Origin of the sequence: Streptomyces sp. NBC_01190 (assembly GCF_045039895.1) — a bacterium.
In the GTDB taxonomy this organism is placed as follows: domain Bacteria; phylum Actinomycetota; class Actinomycetes; order Streptomycetales; family Streptomycetaceae; genus Actinacidiphila.
Genome location: NZ_CP108580.1, coordinates 6,606,045 through 6,625,540, shown reverse-complemented (window position 1 = coordinate 6,625,540; position 19,496 = coordinate 6,606,045). Strand labels below are relative to the sequence as shown.

Here is a 19,496-nt window from a genome sequence, read left to right as displayed (position 1 = left end):
GCCACCACAGCGGCCACCGAACCCGGCGGCGAGCCGGCCGCCGGGCCGGCCGCCCGGCAAGCCATCGCGCCGGGCCCGAGGCCCGGCCGGGAGCGGGACCGCCCCTGGCTGATGCGGACCTACGCCGGGCACTCCACCGCGGAGGCGTCCAACGCGCTCCACCGCCGCAATCTCACCAAGGGCCAGACCGGCCTGTCCGTCGCCTTCGACCTGCCGACGCAGACCGGCTACGACCCGGACCATCCGCTGGCCCGCGGCGAGGTCGGCCGGGTCGGTGTCCCGGTCTCTCACCTCGGCGACATGCGGCGGCTGTTCCAGGACATACCGCTGGAGCGGATGAACACCTCGATGACCATCAACGCCACCGCGATGTGGCTGCTGGCCCTCTATCAGGTGGTCGCCGAGGAGCAGGGCGCGGACATCAGCACGCTCCGGGGGACGACGCAGAACGACATCGTCAAGGAGTACCTGTCCCGGGGTACGCATGTCTTCCCGCCCGGTCCCTCGCTCCGGCTGACCGCGGACCTGATCACGTACACCGTGCGTCATCTGCCCCGGTGGAACCCGGTCAACATCTGTAGCTACCACCTCCAGGAGGCGGGGGCCACGCCGGTGCAGGAGATCGCGTACGCGATGTCCACCGCCGTGGCCGTCCTGGACGAGGTGTTCGCCTCCGGGCAGGTGCCGCCGGAGCGGCGCGGCGACGTGGTGGGACGGATCTCGTTCTTCGTCAACGCCGGGGTGCGGTTCGTCGAGGAGATGTGCAAGATGCGGGCCTTCGGCCGTATCTGGGACACCGTGACGCGGGAGCGCTACGGGGTCCGGGACCCGCGCCAACGGCGTTTCCGCTACGGCGTGCAGGTCAACTCCCTCGGGCTGACCGAGGCCCAGCCGGAGAACAACGTCCAGCGCATCGTGCTGGAGATGCTGGGGGTCACCCTCTCCAGGGACGCCCGTGCCCGCGCGGTCCAACTCCCGTCGTGGAACGAGGCGTTGGGCCTGCCCCGGCCGTGGGACCAGCAGTGGAGCCTGCGGATGCAGCAGGTACTGGCCCATGAGAGCGACCTGTTGGAGTACGAGGACATCTTCGCCGGCAGCCTTGTGATCGAGGCGAAGGTCGCCGAACTGGTCGAGGCCGCGACCGCCGAGATGGACCGGGTGCGGGAACAGGGCGGGGTGCTGGCCGCGGTGGAGTCGGGGTATCTGAAGTCCCGGCTGGTCTCCTCGCACACCGAGCGGCGGGCCCGGATCGAGTCCGGCGCCGAGAAGGTCGTCGGGGTGAACTGCTACCAGGCCACCGAGCCGAGCCCGCTGACCGCCGATCCGGACACGGCGGTCATGACGGTGGACCCGGCCGGCGAGGCCCGGGTGGTCGCGGCGCTCACCGCCTTCCGGTCGAGCCGTGACGAGCGGCGGAGCCGGGCGTCGCTGGCCGCGCTGCGTGCGGCGGCGGCCGGCGCGGAGAACCTGATGGCGGCCACCCTGGAGTGCGCCAGGGCCGGTGTCACCACCGGCGAGTGGTCGGCGGCGCTGCGGGATGTCTTCGGCGAGTTCCGCGCGCCGACCGGGGTGGGCGGCGCGCCGCTCGCGGTGACGGCGGAGCCGGGCGGCGAGTTGGCGGCGGTACGCCGCAAGGTCGCCGACACCGCGGCCCGGTTGGGCGGCGGCCGGCTGCGGCTGCTGATCGGCAAACCGGGCCTGGACGGCCACTCCAACGGGGCCGAGCAGATCGCGGTGCGGGCCCGGGACGCCGGTTTCGAGGTGGTCTACCAGGGGATCAGGCTGACGCCGGAGCAGATCGTCTCGGCGGCGGTCGCCGAGGACGTGCACTGTGTCGGGCTGTCGATCCTGTCCGGTTCGCATGCCGCGCTGGTGCCCGACGTGGTGGAGCGGCTGCGCCGGGCCGGGGCGGACGACATCCCGGTGATCGTCGGCGGGATCATTCCGCCGGCGGACGCCAGGGAGTTGCTGGCCGCCGGTGTGGCCGCGGTGTTCACCCCGAGGGACTTCGGAATCACCGGGATCATCGGCCGGATCGTGGACGAGATCCGGCTCGCCAACAAGCTGGAGGTCTGACCGTGCGGTTCGGGCGCACCTATGAGGAATTCGACGTCGGCGCGGTGTACCGGCACTGGCCGGGCAAGACGGTCACCGAATCCGACGACCATCTGTTCTGTCTCCTCACCATGAACCACCACCCGCTCCACCTCGACGCCAACTACGCCGAGAAGACGACGGAGTTCGGCCGGAACGTGGTAGTGGGCAACTACATCTACTCGCTGCTGCTCGGTATGTCGGTGGCCGACGTGTCCGGTCAGGCGATCGCCAATCTGGAGGTGGAGTCGCTGCGGCATGTGGCGCCCACCTTCCACGGCGACACCGTCTACGGCGAGTCCACCGTGCTGGACAAGCGGCTGTCCGCGTCGAAGAGGGACCGCGGCATCGTGCGGGTGGAGACCAGGGGCTACAACCAGGACGGCACCCTGGTCTGTGTCTTCCGCCGCACCGTGATGGTGCCGACCGCCGACTACCTCGAACAGCGCGGCGGCGACCAGCCCGGCCGCCCGAGCGAAAGGAGCTGACATGGCCGACCGGCTCGCCCGCACCGACGGTCTCACCGACGTCCAGCAGGAGATCCTCGCCGCCGTCCGCGGCTTCGTCGACAAGGAGATCCTGCCGGTCGCCACCGAACTGGAACACCGCGACGAATATCCGACCGAGATCGTCGAGGGCCTGCGGGCCATGGGTGTCTTCGGTCTGATGATTCCCGAGGAATACGGCGGCCTCGGCGAATCACTGCTGACCTACGCGCTCACCGTGGAGGAGATCGCCCGCGGCTGGATGAGTGTCTCCGGCATCATCAACACGCACTTCATCGTCGCCTACCTGCTGCGGCAGCACGGCACCCGGGAACAGAAGGAGTATTTCCTGCCCCGGATGGCCACCGGCGAGATACGCGGCGCGTTCTCGATGTCGGAGCCGGGCACCGGTTCCGATGTGGGGGCGATCCGCACCAGGGCCGTACGGGAAGGCGACACCTATGTCGTCAACGGCCAGAAGATGTGGCTGACCAACGGCGGCTCGGCCGGTCTGGTGGCCGTGCTCTGCCGGACCGACGAGGGGCAGCCGGCCGACGCGCCGCCGCACCGGTCGATGACCACCTTCCTGATCGAGAAGGAGCCCGGCTTCGGCCCCAACGCCAAGGTCCCCGGGCTGACCGTGCCCGGCCGGATCGAGAAGATGGGCTACAAGGGCGTCGACACCACCGAACTGGTGCTGGCGGACGTCCGGATCCCGGCGGACCGGGTGCTCGGCGGGGCGAGCGGCCGAGGTTTTTACCAGATGATGGACGGCGTCGAGGTCGGCCGGGTCAATGTGGCCGCGCGCGGCTGCGGGGTCGCCCGGCGTGCCTTCGAACTGGGCATCTCCTACGCACAGCAGCGGCACAGCTTCGGCAAGCCGATCGCCGAGCACCAGGCGATCCAGTTCAAATTGGCCGAAATGGCCACCAAGGTGGAGGCGGCCCACCACATGATGGTCGGCGCGGCCCGCAGGAAGGACTCCGGGCAGCGCAATGACCTGGAGGCCGGAATGGCCAAATATCTCGCTGCGGAGTACTGCAAGGAGGTCGTTGAGGACGCTTTCCGTATCCACGGCGGCTACGGGTACTCCACGGAGTACGAGATCGAGCGGCTCTACCGGGAGGCCCCGATGCTGCTGATCGGCGAAGGTACCGCCGAGATCCAGAAAATGATCATCGGACGGCGGCTGCTTGAGGAGTACCGCCTGCCGGGCTGACCTGAGCACATCGGTCCCAATTGTCATGATTTGTCGAAGGTATTTTGCGACCGAAGGTCACGGTGTGTCATCGGTGAGGGCATCGGAACCAGCCATCGACTCGCCCTCCAGCTTGCCCAGTTGCCCGTGTCAGCCGATACCATCGAGTAAAGCCGCCGTCCCCTGAAGCAATTCGCGGCATCCTCCGCTACGAAGGTCTTCCATGCCCCACAGCCATTCCTCTGCACCACGCGGCCGGGTCCGCCTCGCGCGCGGAGCGTCGCCGTGGCTCCTCCCGACCGTTGCCGCCTCGGCGGTCAGCCTGACCCGAGCGCGTCGCTCCGCCCGCTGGGCGACCGTGGCCGTCCCCGCCACCGCACTCGCGGCCGGCATGCTGTGGTTCTTCCGCGACCCCGAGCGGGAGATCACCGAAGGCCGGGTGATCTCGCCCGCCGACGGTGTGGTGCAGAGCATCATGCCGTGGAAGGACGGGCGCACCCGCGTCGCGATCTTCATGAGCCCGCTGAACGTCCATGTGAACCGCGCCCCGCTCGCCGGCACCGTCACCTCCGTCGAGCACATCCCCGGCGGATACGTACCGGCGTTCAACAAGGAGAGCGAGCACAACGAGCGGGTGATCTGGCACTTCGACACCGAACTCGGTGACATCGAGGTGGTGCAGATCGCCGGCGCGGTGGCCCGGCGCATCGTGCCTTACGTGCCACGGGGCTGCAAGGTCGAGCAGGGTGACCGGATCGGGCTGATCCGCTTCGGCTCCCGGGTGGACATCTACCTTCCCGAGGGTGTCGCGCCCGCGGTCGAGGTCGGGCAGACCACCACGGCTGGGGTGACTCGCCTTGACCGTGCTTGAGCCGGAAACACAGTCGGCGGCGTCCTCGGTGTCGTCGGCGCCCGGCGGGTCCACCGCCTCCTCGACGTCGTCCTGGGTGAGCGAGCTGGAGAACGAGGTCGGCGACCTGCCGCTCTCCACCCGGCTGTCCATCGCGGACACGCTCACCCTCGGCAACGCGATCTGCGGCTTCATGGCCGTGTACTTCACCACCACCGGCGTGCTGGTGCCGCACCTCATGGGCACCAACGACGGCGCGATGTCCAAGCACAGCGCGGCCAACGCGGTCACGCTGATGCTGCTGGCCTCGGTCTTCGACCTCTTCGACGGGCTGGTGGCGCGCAAGCTGCGCAGCTCCGCGATGGGCGCGGAACTGGACAACCTCTCCGATCTGATCAGCTTCGGACTCGCCCCCGCCTACTTCGTGGTCGTCTGGGGCATCGTCTCGGACAACGCCCACGGCAAGGTCGCGGCGCTCGCCGCGGTCCTGCTTGTGCTGGCGGTGGTGCTGCGGCTGGCCCGCTTCTCCTGCACGACGCTGCGGGAAGGCGTCTTCCAGGGCATGCCCAGTCCCTTCGGGGCGATGACGGTGGTCTCACTGGTGCTGCTCGAGCTGCCGTTCGTGGTGACGGTGGTGGGCATCGTGGGTGTCGCCTGGCTGATGGTGAGCCGGGTCGAATACCCCAAGCCGCGCGGACGCCTGGCGCTGATCACCTTCTTGTGGACGCTCATCAGCATGGGCTGCCTGGCCGCGTGGACACTCGGTGTCCCCGGTGGACACAGCCTCCTCCAGGCCGGTGCCGCGCTCCAGTGCTGCGCCGCCGCGGTCATCCCCTGCTTCGCGACCACCCGCCGGGTCAACACGATCCGCGCCAACCGCCGCGAGGCCCGCGCCGAAACGGCACGCTGACCCTCAGGCCGCCGGGCTCTCCAGGCCCCGGTTCCCCGCGCACAGCGGGGGGACCGGGGCCTTCGGCGTGCTTTCGCGTCGCAGCGGACGGTACGGACCCGGCCTGGTGAAACGTCCAGGACCCCGGCGGGTCGAGCCGACCGGGCGGACCTGCGGGCGGACCTCCGGGCGGAGACCTGCCGGGCGGGTCAGGGGGCGATGAGCAGGAAATCGCGGGCCAGCGCGGCCGAGACCCGTTCGAGGAGCGGTCCGGCCTCGGCGACGCAACGGTCGAGGTCCGGTTCGATCGCGTTGAGGGCGTAGGCGCGGCGGATACCGGCGGCGCCCAGCGCGGCCGCGGGGAGCGCGAGCCGCCCGCAGACCGCGACGACCTCGATCCCTTGGGCGCGCGCCGCCTGGGCGACGCCGATCGGGGCCTTGCCGTGCAGGGTCTGCTCGTCGAGCGAGCCCTCGCCGGTGATCACCAGGTTGGCCCGGGACAGCGCGTCGGCGAAGCCCAGCACCTCCATCAGCACCTCGATGCCGGCCCGGAAGGTGGCCCCCAGCCCGACCAGCGCGCCGTACCCGATGCCGCCGGCCGCCCCGGCGCCCGCCGCCCGCGCCGCTCCGACCGCGCGCGGCCCGAGGGTGGCGGCCATCACCTCGACATAGCGGCTCAGCGCGGCGTCGAGCGCGGCCACCTCCTCGGCGGTGGCGCCCTTCTGCGGGCCGTAGACGGCCGCCGCGCCCCTGGGGCCGAGCAGCGGATTGTCGACGTCGCCGGCGAGTACGAGTTCGACGCCGCCGAGCCGTGGGTCGAGGTCGGCGAAGTCCACCGTCGCCAGCGTGGCCAGCGGTCCGCCGCCGGGGGCGACCGGCACCCCGCCGGCGTCGAGCAGCCGCGCGCCGAGCGCGCTGAGCATGCCGGCCCCGCCGTCGGTGGTGGCGCTGCCGCCGACACCGAGCACGATCGCGCGGGCCCCCGCGTCGAGCGCGGCGCGGATCAGCTCACCGGTGCCGTAGGTCGTCGCGGCGAGCGGTGCGAAGAGCCCCGGCGGCAGCAGTCGCAGCCCGGACGCCTCGGCCATCTCCACCACGGCGCGGCCGTCCAGCAGGGCGAACGCCGCCTCGACCGGTTCACCGAGTGGTCCGGTGACCGTGACGGTACGGCGCTCGAACCCGGCGGCCACGGCGGCGTCCACCGTGCCGTCGCCACCGTCCGCGACCGGCAGTGACTCGACGACGAGCCCGGGCACCACCGTCCGCAGGCCGACCTCGACATGCGCGGCCACCTCGACAGCGGTCAGCGAGCCCTTGAACTTGTCCGGGGCGACCAGCACCCGCGCCGCCGATCGAGCTTCACCGTTCGACACCTTGTCACTTCCCAACCGTCACGGAACGTCGCGCCCCTTCGGACCCTATCCCGGGACGGCACGGCTGCTCGCGGACGCCACTCAGGGCCTCCGGCGGGCAACGCGGACAACCGGCGGATCGGTCGCACACCCGGGTGCGGGCCGGTCGTGGCCGCTTGCCCTCCCCCAGAGCTTCGCCCTGGGGGGACCCAGCGCCCCTGGCGGGCCCCAACCGCCGATTCAGCCGCCGACCGGCGGGCGCGTTCGCGCGATCGTGTGATCCGACCGCGCCCGAGGTGACGGCAACGGCCTTTAAATTGAGCGTATGAGCACCGACTTCGCCACGTATCTCGCCGGACTGCCCCGGATCCTCGCCGGGGCCAACACCCTCTTCAGGTCGGCCGACGGCCGGCTGCTGCTCGTCGAGCCGAACTACCGGGACGACGGCACCTGGACGCTGCCCGGCGGCACGATCGAGTCCGACCAGGGGGAGACCCCGCGGGAGGCGGCCCGCCGGGAGACGCTTGAGGAGATCGGACTCGATGTCGTCCCCGGCGCCCTGCTCGCTCTCGACTGGGTGATCAGCCCCGGCCGACCGCCGCTGACCAGTTTTCTCTACGACGGCGGCGTGCTGAGCGAGCAGCAGCTCGCCGCGATCCGGCTCCAGGAGGAGGAGCTCGACTCCTGGGAGCTGGTGCCCGCGGACGCCATCGACCGCTACCTCACCCCGGGCGCGACCCGCCGGATCCGGGCCGCCCTGACCGCGCTGCCCCCCGCCACCGCCCCAGCCGAACTCGTCAACGGCCGCCCGGCCACCCCCTGACTCAGCACTCGGGCCCCGCCAGGGGCGCGAGGAACCGCGCGAGCAACCACGTCCGGTCCGCAGCCAGGGTGCGACCGTTCCACCCCGTCGGCCAGAGCCCCCGCTCAGAGCCGGGGAATGTCGAAGAAATACGTCAGGCCGCCGGCCAGCCGGATGTCGCCCTTCACCTTGAGCTTGCGGGTGAAGAAGAGGGTGGGCCCTGAGGCGTTGCCGGAGACGAGTTTGAGGAAGTCGGGGCCGGCCGCCGTCAGGGCGAGCTGGGGCGCGCGGTCGGTCCGCTCCGGCGTAACCGTGCAGGTGCCGTGGGCGATATGGGTCTCGTAGACATCGCCCTCCCCCTCGCCGTCGGTGATCGTCCACCGGATGAGGGCGTCACGGTCACCGGCGGCCGACGGCCGGAAGTGGGTGTTCATCCGGCCGAAGACCTCGTCGAGCACCCGGCGCCGCTGCGGTCCCGCCATCAGCTCGGCGATCCGCCGGGCGGGCAGCTCCTTGACGATCCGGGCGAACTCCTTGGGCTCCACCGCGCCGAAGTCGAGGGTTTCCAGGTCCAGATCGTCCAGGGCCGCCATCCGCCCCACCTTCCTGACTTCCGAGTAAGTTTACTGACGGGTAAGCCTAGTTTCGGTGCCTGCCCCCGGCAACCCCGGGAAATCGGGGCCCGGACGGCGCGGGACCGGCGGTACGGTCGCGGGATGAGCGGTGGACCCGATGTGGCGTCGATGGCGGCGGCGATCGCCGGGGTGCCCGGCGTGGTCGGGGTGCTGCTCGGCGGCAGCCGCGCCCGCGGCGCCCACCGGCCGGACTCCGACTGGGACCTCGGTATCTACTACCGGGGCGCCGTCGACACCGCCGGGCTGGCCGCCCTCGCCGCCGAGCTGACCGGCGAGCCGGTGGCGGTGGCCGGCCCCGGCGGCTGGGGGCCGTGGGTGAACGGCGGCGCCTGGCTCACGGTGGACGGCATGGCCGTGGACTGGATCCTGCGTGATCTGGACCGGGTCCGCACGGTCTGGGCCGAGTGCCGCCAGGGCCGCTACGAGGTGGGGATCCAGCCCGGCCATCCGCTCGGCTTCTGGTCGCCCTGCTACCCCGGCGAGGTCGCCCTCGGCCGCCCGCTGGCCGATCCCGGGGACGAGCTGGCCGCGCTGCGGGCCGAAGTCGGCCGCTACCCGGAGAAGTTGCGCACCGCGCTGGTCGAAGCGGCCTGGGAGGCCGATTTCTCGGTGGTCGGCGCCGCCAAGTCCGCCAGGAGCGGCGACACTCTGCATGTCTCGCTGTGCCTGTCCCGCGCCTTCGGCGTGCTGGCCCAGTCGCTGCACGCCCATGCCCGCACCTGGTGCCTGAACGAGAAGGGCGCGCTCGCCGCTGCGGCCGGGCTGCCGGGCGCGCCGCCCGGGTGGGCCGCCCGGGCCGCGGCCCTGCTGGGCGGATGCGGCAGCACGGCGGCGGAGTTGAGCCGGACCGTCGCGTCGGCGTCCGTACTGGTGCGGGAGGTCAGGGAGTCGCTGGCCGAGTGACGCCGCCGGGTCTTTATCGCTCGCCGCGGGCGCGGTGGGCGTCCTACGCTCGACGGCATGAGCACCCGCAAGCCCCTCGTGGCCCTGCTGACCGGCGCCGGGATCTCCACGGACTCCGGCATCCCCGACTATCGCGGCCCCCAGGGCCTGTGGCGGCGCGACCCCACGGCGGAGAAGCTCGTCACCTTCGACACCTACATGACCGATCCGGAGATCCGCCGCCGGGCCTGGCGGATGCGGCGGGACAGCGAGACCTGGCGGGCCCGGCCCAACGTCGCGCACGAGGCGATCGTGCGGCTGGAGCGGGCCGGTGTCCCGGTGCGGGTCATCACCCAGAACGTCGACGGCCTCCACCAGCTCGCCGGACTCACCCCGCGCAAGGTCCTGGAACTGCACGGCACCGCGCGGACGGTCCTGTGCACGGTCTGCGGGGCCCGCGGCGAGATGGCGGAGGCGCTCGAACGGGTCGCGGCCGGCGAGGAGGACCCCCGCTGCCGGGCGTGCGGCGGCATCCTCAAGTCCGCGACGGTGATGTTCGGCCAGCGCCTCGACCCGCGGGTGCTGGCCGACGCGGTGGCCATCGCCAGGGGCAGCGACGTCTTCCTCGCGGTCGGCACCAGCCTCCAGGTCCAGCCCGCCGCGTCGCTCGCCGCGATGGCCGCCGAGAGCGGCGCCCGCCTGATCATCGTCAACGCCGACCCGACCCCGTACGACGCGCTGGCCGCCGAGGTGATCCGCACGCCCATCGGTACGGCGCTGCCGCCCCTGCTGGCGAGCCTCGCGGCGGGTTTCACCGCGGCCGGAGCCGAGACGCGCACGGCCGCGGAAGCCGCCGACCCCGCCGCCAACTGAGGGTCGGCGGTGGTGAAAGCAGCCTCGGGGCTACTCCCGCCGCGACGCGTGGCGCAGATGGCGCAGGACCGCGCGCGCGGCGTTGTGCCCGCTCATGCCGTGGACGCCGGGGCCCGGCGGGGTGGCCGAGGAGCAGAGGAAGACCCCGGGGCGCGGGGTGGCGTAGGGGCTCGTGGTCGGCCGGGGACGGAGCAGCGTCTGCACTCCTGAGAAGGCACCGCAGGCGATGTCCCCGCCGACGTAGTTGGCGTTGCGGGTGGCGAGTTCGGCCGGACCGGTGACCGCGCGGGCCAGCACGAGGTCGCGGAAGCCCGGGGCGAACCGCTCGATCTGCCGCTCGATCGCGTCGGTCGCGTCCCCCCGCCAGCCCTGCGGGACGTGCGCGTAGGCCCAGAAGACGTGCTTGCCGGCCGGCGCCCGCGAGGGGTCGACCACGGTCGGCTGCGCGGTGATCAGGAACGGCGTCTGCGGTGACCGCCCGGTGACCGCCCGGTTGAGCGCGTCGCCGATCTCGGTGGCGGAGTGGCCGAGATGGACGGTGCCGGCCCGGCGGGCGGCGGGCGCGGTCCAGGGCACCGAGCCGTCAAGCGCGTAGTCGACCTTGAAGACGGCGGGTCCGTACCGGTAGTTCCGGTAGACGTCGCCGAGCGCGGCGATCCGGGCCAGCGCGGTCGGCGAGGTGTCGAAGACATACGCGCGGGCCGGCGGCAGCTCGTCCAGCTTGCGTACGGTGACGCCGGTCCTGATCTCGCCGCCGAGTTCGGTGAACAGGCCGGCCAGCGCGTCGGAGATCGCCTGGGAGCCGCCGCGGGCCACCGGCCAGCCCCGTTCGTGCGCGGCCAGCGCGAACATCAACGCCATCGCGCCGGTGAAGGGTTCGGTCAGCCGGGAGATGGCGTGCCCGGCGAGCCCGGCGATCAGCGCCCGGCCCTTGGGGTCGCGGAAGCGCAGCGCGAGCAGCGCGGCCGGCGGGGTGCCGGTGAGCCCGAACCGCAGGAAGCGGTAGGGGTCGCGGGGCAGTCCGGCCCACGGGGGCCGGAAGAAGTCGGCGGCGAGGGCGTCCCAGTGGCCGAGGTAGGGGGCGAGCAGCCGCCGGTAGGTGCCGGCGTCGCGGGGGCCGAGCGAGGCGGCGGTCTCCCCGGCGGTCCTGCCGAGGACCGCGGCGGTGCCGTCCGGGAAGGGGTGCGCCATCGGCACTTCGGGGTGCAGCCACTCCAGCCCGTGGTCGGCGAGCGGCAGGGTGCCGAAGACGGGTGAGCCGACGCCGAAGGGGTGCACGGCCGAGCAGGGGTCGTGGCGGAAGCCGGGCAGCGTCAGTTCCTCGGTGCGGGCGCCGCCGCCCACCGTGTCGGCGGCTTCGTAGAGGTGCACGGAGAGGCCGGCGCGGGCGAGTTGGACCGCGGCGGTGAGCCCGTTGGGTCCGGCGCCGACCACCACCGCGTCGGCCACCACCGCCCGGCTCATCGGCCGGCCGCCTCGGAGCCGGGGGTGCCGGAATCGCCGGGGGCGCCCGGGGTGCCGGGCCCCGCTGAGGCGCCTGGGGCACCTGGGGTGGCCGGGCCGCCCGCGGCGAGCAGGCCGACGATACGGCGGGCCGTCTCCTCGTCCCGGGCGACCGTGAACGGCAGCGCGTTCCCGCCGGGGACGCCGAACGGCTCCCCCGCCGTGGTCAGACTCGTCCCGCCCGCCTCGGTGACCAGCAGCAGCCCGGCGGCGTGGTCCCAGGGCGCCTCCCAGAAGAACGCGACCCCGTCGGCGAGGCCGCGCGCCACCTCGACGTAGCCGAGTCCGGCGCTGGTGAGGCAGGGGACGGTGGTGACGCCCGCGGCGGTCAGCCGCCCGATCACGGCGCGCTCGCCGTCGGTACGGAAGACCGGGTTGGAGATCCACACCCGCAGCGGCTCCCGCCCGGTCGCGGTGCGCAGCCGCTTGCCGTCGAGGTGGGCGCCCTGCCCCCGGCGGGCGGTGGCGAACAGGTCGAGCTGCGGGGCGTACGTCCAGCAGGCGACCGGCTGCCCGCCGCGGACCAGGGTGACCAGGGTGGAGAAACCGACATCGCCGCGGACGAAGGCGGCGGTGCCGTCGATCGGGTCGATCACCCAGACCGGGTCGGCGCCGCGCAGCCGGCCGAGCAGCGTGGGGTCGGCGCTGACCGCCTCCTCGCCGACCACCACGGAGCCGGGCAGCAGCGCGGTCAGCCGCTCGGTGAGACGCTCCTCGGCGAGCCGGTCGGCGGTGGTGACCAGGTCGTGCGGACCGTTCTTCTGCACGATGTCGGCGTCGGCGAGGCGCCGCCAGCGCGGTACGACCTCGGCCGCGACGACCTCCCTGACGGTGTCCGCGACGGCGGCGAAGAGCGCGTCCGTGACACCTTCCGCTGCCGCTGTCCCCGTACTGACCGCGTCGACCTCGTTGCCCATACCGCCATCCAATCAGACCCCGGCGCCGCCCGGCTCGGGGCCGGGGAGCGCCGGGTGTTTCAGCGCAGCGCCGGGATGATGTGCTCGCCGTAGGCGTCGATCACCGCTTCCTTGGCGTCGTGCATGTTGTAGACCGCGAACTGGTCGACGCCCAGGTCACGCAGCGCCGCCAGCTTGGCCAACTGGGCCCGCGGGGTGCCGATCAGGCAGAAGCGGTCCACGATGTCGTCCGGCACGAAGGCGGTGTCGGGGTTTCCGGCGCGGCCGTGGTGGGAGTAGTCGTAGCCCTGGCGTTGCCTGATGTACGCGGTCAACTCATCCGGCACCAGGGCGGAGTGCTCGCCGTAGCGCCGGACCAGGTCGGCCACGTGGTTGCCGACCATGCCGCCGAACCAGCGGCACTGCTCACGGGCGTGGGCGAGCGCCTCCGGCGAGTCGTCGGCGGTGACGTACGCGGGGGCGGCGACGCAGACGGTGACGGCGGCCGGGTCGCGGCCGGCCTTCTCCGCGGCGTCCCTGACCGCCTTCACCATCCATTCGGTGAGGAAGAGGTCGGCGAGTTGGAGGATGAACCCGTCCGCCCGCTCGCCGGCGAGGGCCAGCGCCTTGGGGCCGTAGGCGGCCATCCAGACCGGCAGCCGGCCGTCGGTGACCCAGGGCAGTCGCAGCGGGACGCCGCCGACCTCGGCCTCGCGGCCCTCGGCGAGGTCGCGGATGACCGGGATGGCCTCGCCGAGCCGGGCCAGCGTGTCCGGCGGCCGGCCCGCCACCCGCATCGCGGAGTCGCCGCGTCCGATGCCGCAGATGGTGCGGTTGCCGTACATCGAGTTGAGGGTGGCGAAGGTGGAGGCGGTCACCTCCCAGGTGCGGGTGCCGGGGTTGGTGACCATGGTGCCGACGGTGAGCCGCTCGGTACGGTCGAGGATGCGGCTGTGGATGACGAAGGGTTCCTGCCACAGCACGGCGGAGTCGAAGGTCCAGCCGTGGGTGAAGCCGTTGCGCTCGGCGCGGCACATCAGGTCGACGACTTCACTGGCAGGCGGATCGGTCTGGAGCACAAGGCCGAAGTCCATGGCGCCGCTTCCTTGGTCGGGGTGCCGGCTTGATCGGGTGCTGGCTTGGTGAGGGTGCCGGCTTGGTCAGGTTGACGGGAGGGTGGGGCCCGGCTCAGTCCAGGTACTGGCAGATGCCGCGCGGTGTGTAGCGGCCGTGGCCGGCCCGGCCCACGTACGAACCGTCCTGGATGACGGGCACACCGCGGGAGAGCACGGTCCGCACCTTGCCGGTGATCCGCCGGCCCTCATAGGCGCTGTAGTCGACGTTCATATGGTGGGTCTCGGCGGACAGCACCTGTTCGGCGTGCGGGTCGTAGATCACCACATCGGCGTCGGCGCCGGGGGCCAGGGTGCCCTTGCGCGGGTAGAGGCCGAACATCCGGGCCGGCGCGGCGCAGGCGATCTCGATCCAGCGGCGGCGGCTGATCCGCCCCTCCACCACGGCCTGGTGGAGGAGGTCCATCCGGTTCTCCACCCCGGGCAGGCCGTTGGGGATCTTGGAGAAGTCGTCGCGGCCCATCTCCTTCTGCCCGTTGAAGCAGAACGGGCAGTGGTCGGTGGAGACCACCTGGAGATCGTCGGTGCGCAGCCCCTGCCAGAGCGCGGCCTGGTGCTCACGCGGGCGCAACGGCGTACTGCACACGTACTTGGCGCCCTCGAAGTCGGGCTCGGCGAGGTTGTCGGTGGACAGGAAGAGGTACTGCGGGCAGGTCTCGCCGAAGACCGGCAGCCCCTGGTCACGGGCCGCGGCCAGTTCGGCGACGGCCTGCTGGGCGGAGACGTGCACGACGTAGAGCGGCGAGCCGGCCACCCGGGAGAGCTGGATGGCCCGGTGGGTCGCCTCGGCCTCCAGCAGGGCGTGCCGCACCTCGCCGTGGTAGCGAGGGTCGGTCTTCCCGGCGGCGAGCGCCTGCTCGACGAGCACGTCGATGGCGATGCCGTTCTCCGCGTGCATCATCACCAGGCCGCCGTTGCCCGCGGCGCGCTGCATGGCCCGCAGGATCTTGCCGTCGTCGCTGTAGAAGACGCCCGGGTAGGCCATGAACATCTTGAAGCTGGTGACGCCCTCCTCCACCAGGATGTCCATCTCCTTGAGCGTCTCGTCGTTGACGTCGGAGACGATCATGTGGAAGGAGTAGTCGATGGCGCAGCGGGCGTCGGCCTTGTCGAGCCAGGCGTCGAGCCCGGAGCGCAGGGAGCGGCCGACGTTCTGGATGGCGAAGTCCACGATGGTGGTGGTGCCGCCCCAGGCGGCGGCGCGGGTGCCGGTCTCGAAGGTGTCGGAGGCGGTGGTCCCGCCGAACGGCATCTCCATATGGGTGTGGGCGTCGACGCCGCCCGGGATGACATAGGCGCCGGCGGCGTCGATCACCTCGGCGTCTATCTCGTGCCAGCCCTGGGCGACCGAGGAGTCGGCGGCGGCGACCGCGGCGATCCGGCCGCCTTCGATCAGCACATCGGCGTGTGCCTCGTCGGCGGCGGTGATGACGAGGCCGCCGCGGATCAGGGTGCGGGAGGTGGTCACAGCACGCTCCCGCCGGCCGGCCCGGACTGGGCTTCGAGGGTGGACTGCGCCTGCTTGAGGGCCGCTTCGAGGGCGGCGGCGCCCTCCTCCGCCTCGGCGACGGTCAGCGAGAGCGGCGGGGCGATCCGCAGCGCGTTGCCGGCCCGGCCGCCCTTGCCGATCAGTACGCCCTGCTCACGGGCGGCCTCCAGCACCAGCCCCGCGGCTTCGGGCGACGGGGTGTCGGTGCCGGGCGCGACCAGTTCCACGCCGAGCATCAGGCCGCGGCCGCGCACCTCGCGGACGATGCCCAGCCCGGCGCCGACCGCCTCCAGACGCGCCTTGAGCAGGCCGCCGACCCGGCGGGCGTTGCCCTGGAGGTCGTGGTCGAGCAGATAGGTGAGGTTGGCGAGCGCGCCCGCCGCGGTGACCGGGCTGCCGCCGAAGGTGGAGATCGAGTTCGCGGTCAGGCAGTTCATCACCTCGGCGCGGGCCACCACCCCGCCCATGGACATGCCGTTGCCGATGCCCTTGGCGAAGGTGAGGATGTCGGGCGGCCCGCTCTGTCCGTGTGCCTGCCAGCCCCAGAAGTGGTCGCCGGTGCGGCCCCAGCCGGTCTGCACCTCGTCGGTGATCCACAGGATGCCGTGCCGGTCCAGCACCTGCTTGAACGTGGCGAGCAGCCCGTCGGGGCCCGAGGTGAACCCGCCGACGCCCTGGACCGGTTCGGCGATCAGCGCGGCCACCGTGCCGTTCGCCTGGCCGAGCATGTCCTCCAGGTCCTCGACACACGCGGCGGTGAACTCCGCGTCGCTCAGCCGCGCGAACGGCCCGCGGCTCCGCACGCCGCCGTGCACGTAGAGCGTCTGGAGCGGCGAGAGGCTGGTCGGCGACCAGGCGGAGTTGCCGGTGATGCCGATCGAGGTGAAGGAACGGCCGTGGTAGCTGTTGCGCAGCGCCAGGATCTGGTTGGAGCGGCGGTAGGTGGTGGCGAGCAGCAGCGCGGTGTCGTTCGCCTCGGTGCCGGAGCTGGTGAAGAACACCCGGGCGTCGGGGATGCCGGACAACCGGGCGACCCGCTCGGCGAGTTCGACGGCCTGGTGGTTGAGGTAGAGCGTCGAGGAGTGCAGCAGCCTGGCGGCCTGCTCGGAGACGGCGTGGGTCACCTCGGGCAGCGCGTGGGCGGTCATGGTGGTGAGGATGCCGCCGAAGAAGTCCAGATAGCGGCGGCCCTCCGCGTCCCAGACATGGCGGCCCTCGCCGTACGCCAGCGCGATCGGCCGCGCGTAGTACGTGGCCAGCCAGTCCGGGAGGACGGCCTGGTGGCGGGCGTGCAGCGCCGCGTGCTGGTTCTCGGTCACGGTGGCCATCACGCTCACGCTCCTGTCAGGTCGCCGTAGGCCTCGGGCCTGCGGTCCCGGTAGAAGGCCCAGGTCTGGCGGACCTCGTCGATCAGGTCGAAGTCGAGGTCGCGGACGAGGAGCTCCTCCTTCTGGTCGGAGGCGGCGCCGTCCACCAGTTGGCCGCGCGGGTCGACGAAGTAGCTGGTGCCGTAGAAGTCGTTGTCGCCGTACGGCTCCTTGCCGACCCGGTTGATGGCGGCGATGAAGTACTCGTTGGCGACGGCCGCGGCGGGCTGTTCGAGCTGCCAGAGATACGCCGACAGGCCCCGGCTGGTGGCCGACGGGTTGTAGACGAGCTGGGCGCCGGCCAGCCCGAGGGCCCGCCAGCCCTCGGGGAAGTGGCGGTCGTAGCAGATGTAGACGCCGATCCGGCCGACCGCGGTGTCGAAGACCGGCCAGCCCAGGTTGCCCGGCTTGAAGTAGTACTTCTCCCAGAACCCCTCGACCTGCGGGATGTGGTGCTTGCGGTACTTGCCGAGGTAGCTGCCGTCGGCGTCGATCACGGCGGCGGTGTTGTAGTAGACCCCCGGCTGCTCGACCTCGAAGACCGGGACCACGATCACCAGGCCGGTCTCCCTGGCGAGCTCCCGCATCCGCTGGACGGTGGGGCCGTCGGGGACCGGCTCGGCCCAGCGGTAGTGCTCGGCCTGCTGCACCTGGCAGAAGTAGGGGGCGTTGAACACCTCCTGGAAGCCGATCACTTTGGCGCCCTGCGCGGCGGCGGCGCGCGCGTGTTCCTCGTGCTTGGCGATCATCGTCTCGCTGTCGCCGGTCCAGGTGGCCTGGACGAGCGCGGCCCGCACGACATTGCTCATGAGCAGCTCCTCTGACGTGGCGTCACGTCGGTTCTACGCACGTAGATCCCAGCCGTGGGAAGAACGTAGAAGCGCGGAGACCACTGTGGCAAGAGGGCCGGCGTTACCGGCCCAAGACGTTTCGATTTCCGGTCAGGGCGACCCGTTCGGCGGTGCGGGCGCCTGCTGCGGACGGCGTACGGGTCATGGTCACCGGTCCGGCGCGGCCGCGCGGTCACCGGCCGGTCACCGGTCGGGCAGGCCCGCGCGCCGGAGCGCGGCGACGATGTCGCGCCGGCGGGACCTGGAGACGCGGTCGGCGGCGGCGAGCAGTTCCGCGGTGAGCTCCGGCGTGGTACGGGCGACCTCAACGGCGTCCTCCGGGGTGCGGGTACGGGTGAGGGTCTCCAGCAGGTCGCCGGTCTCGGCGGTGCGGGCGTTGCCGTGCAGGACGGCGGCGACCCCGGCGATGTCGGCGGCCGGCCGGGCGGCGGCCTGGCGCAGCAGGTTGCCGCAGTCCTCGGCGCGGCCGTCGGCGGCGAGCGCGGTGGCGGCCGCGGCGAGGGCGACGGGCGGCAGCGCGGCGACCTCCCAGAGCAGGGTCGCCACGTCGGCGGCAAGACCGGTGCGCTCCAACTCCCGTGCCAGGTAAGGCAACCGCTCGGCCGGGCCCTCGGCGGCCTCGCACAGGACGAGGTAGGCGGCGCCGGTCTCCCCGGCCTTGCGCAGGGCGCCGAGCCGGGCCGCCCCCACCTCGGCCTCGGCGGCCCAGCGGGGGTCGGCGACCCGGGGCGGCGGGGCGGGAGCGGGTTCGGCGACGCCGGCGAACCGGGCGCCGCGCAGCGCGGCTCTCCTGGCCGGGGCGGCTGGTACGACCGGGGTGGCCGTCTGCCCGGCGGGGGCGGTGGGCGCGCCGGCGAAACGTGCCCCGCGCGGCTTGGCCGGCCCGTCCGCCGAAGGGATCAGGTCCGGCGCCGCGGCGGGCGTGGCGGGCGCGCCGGCGAACCGGGCGCCGCGCGGCGCGGGCACCGACGGCACCGACGGCTCGGGGGCGTCGGGCGCGAAGCGCGCGCGACGGGAGGCGGGCACTCCCGGCGGCACGCCGAGCCCCGCCCCGCCCGGCAACCGGCGCCGCCCGGTGCCGGGAGCGGGCCCGGCCGGATCCCCGCCCCCGGAGTGCGCGCCACCCCGGGCATCCACCCCGGCCGCTGACCACACCCCACCGGCCGTTTCCCGCCCAACCCCACCCGCGGCCTCAAACCCCGACCACCCCGCGTCACGACCACTCCGGCCGTCAGCGCCCACTCCGCCGTACCCGGACCACTGCTCGACGTCCCCAACCTCCGGGTCCGCACCGGCCGTAGCGGCGAACCCCGACCGCCCGGCATCACGACCACTCCGGCCGTCGGCGACCACCCCGCCGTACCCGGACCACTGCTCAGCGTTCCGGACCTCCGTGTCCGCACCGGCCGTAGCTGCGAACCGCGACGGGGATCCGTCAGGAGCGTGCCGGTCGCCGGGGAGGTGCTGGGGCGGCGGGGTCGGATCGTCGGTGGGGGTCGTTCGCCAGGAGGGGGCGCGGGGGGTCCGGCGGGGGGCGTCGGGGGTGGCCGCGGAGGGCGCCGTGAAGGTGTCGGCCGGGCCGGTGGGCTGGTCGAGCGGGGCAGCGCCGCCTCCCGTGCGGGCCCAGAACTCCTCGCCTCTTTCCACCGCCGTGAGCCGGGCGCCGAGTTCGGCTAATCGGGCCGCCGCGCGCTCGCGGTCGTCGCGGGCCCAGGCCAGGGCGTTGGCCAACCGGGCCGACGTGCCCGGGTCCGCCCCGGCGGCGGCCTGGTCGACGGCGTGGGCGGCCTCGCGTTCCCGGCGGATCGCGAGGTCGCGCACGCCGGTGATGGCGTCGAAGCGGGCCCGTAGGGCGTGGACGGCGCCGGGCGCGGCGTCCGTGGCGGCGACCGCGGCACGGTGCAGGGACTGGGCGCGGGCGCTCTCCGCCGGGTCGGGCGCGGTGCGCCGGCCGGCCGCGAGGTCGTGGAGCAGCGCCTGCACGACGTCCCAGGGCGGAACCTCCGCGCCGCTCTGGTACGCCCGCGCCGCGCCGGGCTCGCGTTCGGCGAACACCCCGTACCAGCTCGGCCGCTCACCGAGCGCGGCCACCAGCGACCGGAAATAGTGCGCAAAATCCGTTGTCGCCCGGGCCAGTTCCGTTCTCACCACGTCCTCCGCCCCGCCTTCGCCGCCATTCCGTCCCGCATTGCACACC

Annotated in this window: 17 protein-coding genes; 8 read left to right on the top strand and 9 right to left on the bottom strand. The window is 73.0% G+C overall.

Annotated elements, in window-relative coordinates; translation table 11 throughout:
• The first annotated feature begins 111 nt into the window (after nucleotides 1–111).
• The 5 genes from OG519_RS27800 (at nucleotide 112) to pssA (ending at nucleotide 5,537) form a co-directional block, all read left to right on the top strand.
• A complete protein-coding gene (locus OG519_RS27800) occupies nucleotides 112–2,076 on the top strand; it encodes a protein meaA (protein WP_405593061.1) in 1,965 nt (654 codons plus the stop codon).
• Between the two features lie 2 nt (nucleotides 2,077–2,078).
• Nucleotides 2,079–2,582: a MaoC family dehydratase gene (locus tag OG519_RS27795; protein ID WP_405589402.1), complete on the top strand. Its 504-nt coding sequence runs from the start codon at nucleotides 2,079–2,081 to the stop codon at nucleotides 2,580–2,582.
• Nucleotide 2,583: 1 nt separating this feature from the next.
• Nucleotides 2,584–3,798 carry an acyl-CoA dehydrogenase family protein gene (locus OG519_RS27790; RefSeq protein ID WP_405589400.1) on the top strand — a complete coding sequence of 405 codons (1,215 nt, stop codon included), beginning with the start codon at nucleotides 2,584–2,586 and terminating at the stop codon, nucleotides 3,796–3,798.
• 202 nt (nucleotides 3,799–4,000) lie between these two features.
• Nucleotides 4,001–4,648, top strand: coding sequence for a phosphatidylserine decarboxylase (locus OG519_RS27785; RefSeq protein ID WP_405589397.1), 648 nt, complete (start codon nucleotides 4,001–4,003; stop codon nucleotides 4,646–4,648).
• On the top strand, nucleotides 4,635–5,537 hold the full coding sequence (gene pssA / locus OG519_RS27780) for a CDP-diacylglycerol--serine O-phosphatidyltransferase (RefSeq protein WP_405589395.1): 903 nt from the start codon (nucleotides 4,635–4,637) through the stop codon (nucleotides 5,535–5,537). Before OG519_RS27785 ends, pssA begins: the two co-directional genes overlap by 14 nt.
• Before the next feature lie 188 nt (nucleotides 5,538–5,725).
• On the opposite strand, the gene OG519_RS27775 is transcribed toward pssA, so the two are convergent.
• Nucleotides 5,726–6,889 (bottom strand): glycerate kinase, encoded by a 1,164-nt coding sequence (locus tag OG519_RS27775; protein ID WP_405589392.1) that lies wholly within the window; start codon nucleotides 6,887–6,889, stop codon nucleotides 5,726–5,728.
• Between the two features lie 304 nt (nucleotides 6,890–7,193).
• Between OG519_RS27775 and OG519_RS27770 the strand changes: the two genes are divergently transcribed.
• Entirely contained in the window at nucleotides 7,194–7,691 is a 498-nt protein-coding gene (locus tag OG519_RS27770) for an NUDIX domain-containing protein (protein ID WP_405589389.1), read from the top strand.
• 104 nt (nucleotides 7,692–7,795) lie between these two features.
• Here OG519_RS27770 and OG519_RS27765 read toward each other — a convergent pair whose 3' ends face one another.
• Nucleotides 7,796–8,263 carry an SCP2 sterol-binding domain-containing protein gene (locus OG519_RS27765; protein ID WP_405589387.1) on the bottom strand — a complete coding sequence of 156 codons (468 nt, stop codon included), beginning with the start codon at nucleotides 8,261–8,263 and terminating at the stop codon, nucleotides 7,796–7,798.
• 123 nt (nucleotides 8,264–8,386) lie between these two features.
• Between OG519_RS27765 and OG519_RS27760 the strand changes: the two genes are divergently transcribed.
• Together OG519_RS27760 and OG519_RS27755 are read left to right on the top strand one after the other, a co-directional pair.
• Nucleotides 8,387–9,208 (top strand): nucleotidyltransferase domain-containing protein, encoded by an 822-nt coding sequence (locus tag OG519_RS27760; protein WP_405589384.1) that lies wholly within the window; start codon nucleotides 8,387–8,389, stop codon nucleotides 9,206–9,208.
• A 57-nt stretch (nucleotides 9,209–9,265) separates the two neighbouring features.
• On the top strand, nucleotides 9,266–10,060 hold the full coding sequence (locus OG519_RS27755; protein ID WP_405589381.1) for an SIR2 family NAD-dependent protein deacylase: 795 nt from the start codon (nucleotides 9,266–9,268) through the stop codon (nucleotides 10,058–10,060).
• A gap of 30 nt (nucleotides 10,061–10,090) precedes the next feature.
• Here OG519_RS27755 and OG519_RS27750 read toward each other — a convergent pair whose 3' ends face one another.
• From OG519_RS27750 to OG519_RS27720, 7 genes are all read right to left on the bottom strand, one after another.
• Nucleotides 10,091–11,524, bottom strand: a complete 1,434-nt coding sequence (locus tag OG519_RS27750) for a phytoene desaturase family protein (protein WP_405589379.1) — start codon at nucleotides 11,522–11,524, stop codon at nucleotides 10,091–10,093.
• On the bottom strand, nucleotides 11,521–12,480 hold the full coding sequence (locus OG519_RS27745) for an inositol monophosphatase family protein (protein ID WP_405589376.1): 960 nt from the start codon (nucleotides 12,478–12,480) through the stop codon (nucleotides 11,521–11,523). Before OG519_RS27745 ends, OG519_RS27750 begins: the two co-directional genes overlap by 4 nt.
• Before the next feature lie 59 nt (nucleotides 12,481–12,539).
• Nucleotides 12,540–13,553, bottom strand: coding sequence for a TIGR03842 family LLM class F420-dependent oxidoreductase (locus OG519_RS27740; protein WP_405589373.1), 1,014 nt, complete (start codon nucleotides 13,551–13,553; stop codon nucleotides 12,540–12,542).
• Between the two features lie 94 nt (nucleotides 13,554–13,647).
• Entirely contained in the window at nucleotides 13,648–15,060 is a 1,413-nt protein-coding gene (gene hydA / locus OG519_RS27735) for a dihydropyrimidinase (RefSeq protein WP_405589371.1), read from the bottom strand.
• The gene (locus tag OG519_RS27730) at nucleotides 15,057–16,409 is read right to left on the bottom strand and encodes an aspartate aminotransferase family protein (protein WP_405589368.1); all 1,353 of its coding nucleotides are present in this window, start codon (nucleotides 16,407–16,409) and stop codon (nucleotides 15,057–15,059) included. The genes hydA and OG519_RS27730 overlap by 4 nt, the downstream gene beginning before the upstream one ends.
• A gap of 5 nt (nucleotides 16,410–16,414) precedes the next feature.
• Complete coding sequence (locus OG519_RS27725; RefSeq protein WP_405589365.1) at nucleotides 16,415–17,257, bottom strand: nitrilase-related carbon-nitrogen hydrolase; 843 nt, start codon at nucleotides 17,255–17,257, stop codon at nucleotides 16,415–16,417.
• A 225-nt stretch (nucleotides 17,258–17,482) separates the two neighbouring features.
• On the bottom strand, nucleotides 17,483–19,447 hold the full coding sequence (locus OG519_RS27720; protein WP_405589362.1) for a hypothetical protein: 1,965 nt from the start codon (nucleotides 19,445–19,447) through the stop codon (nucleotides 17,483–17,485).
• Nucleotides 19,448–19,496: the final 49 nt, after the last annotated feature.

Bases quoted from the DNA above. Each gene is read 5' to 3' on its own strand.
- OG519_RS27785 (WP_405589397.1), top strand. From the start codon at position 4,001: ATGCCCCACAGCCATTCCTCTGCACCACGCGGCCGGGTCCGCCTCGCG.
- OG519_RS27790 (WP_405589400.1), top strand. From the start codon at position 2,584: ATGGCCGACCGGCTCGCCCGCACCGACGGTCTCACCGACGTCCAGCAG.
- OG519_RS27745 (WP_405589376.1), bottom strand. From the start codon at position 12,480: ATGGGCAACGAGGTCGACGCGGTCAGTACGGGGACAGCGGCAGCGGAA.
- OG519_RS27800 (WP_405593061.1), top strand. From the start codon at position 112: ATGCGGACCTACGCCGGGCACTCCACCGCGGAGGCGTCCAACGCGCTC.
- OG519_RS27740 (WP_405589373.1), bottom strand. From the start codon at position 13,553: ATGGACTTCGGCCTTGTGCTCCAGACCGATCCGCCTGCCAGTGAAGTC.
- OG519_RS27770 (WP_405589389.1), top strand. From the start codon at position 7,194: ATGAGCACCGACTTCGCCACGTATCTCGCCGGACTGCCCCGGATCCTC.
- OG519_RS27760 (WP_405589384.1), top strand. From the start codon at position 8,387: ATGAGCGGTGGACCCGATGTGGCGTCGATGGCGGCGGCGATCGCCGGG.
- OG519_RS27750 (WP_405589379.1), bottom strand. From the start codon at position 11,524: ATGAGCCGGGCGGTGGTGGCCGACGCGGTGGTGGTCGGCGCCGGACCC.
- OG519_RS27755 (WP_405589381.1), top strand. From the start codon at position 9,266: ATGAGCACCCGCAAGCCCCTCGTGGCCCTGCTGACCGGCGCCGGGATC.
- OG519_RS27765 (WP_405589387.1), bottom strand. From the start codon at position 8,263: ATGGCGGCCCTGGACGATCTGGACCTGGAAACCCTCGACTTCGGCGCG.
- OG519_RS27725 (WP_405589365.1), bottom strand. From the start codon at position 17,257: ATGAGCAATGTCGTGCGGGCCGCGCTCGTCCAGGCCACCTGGACCGGC.
- OG519_RS27730 (WP_405589368.1), bottom strand. From the start codon at position 16,409: ATGGCCACCGTGACCGAGAACCAGCACGCGGCGCTGCACGCCCGCCAC.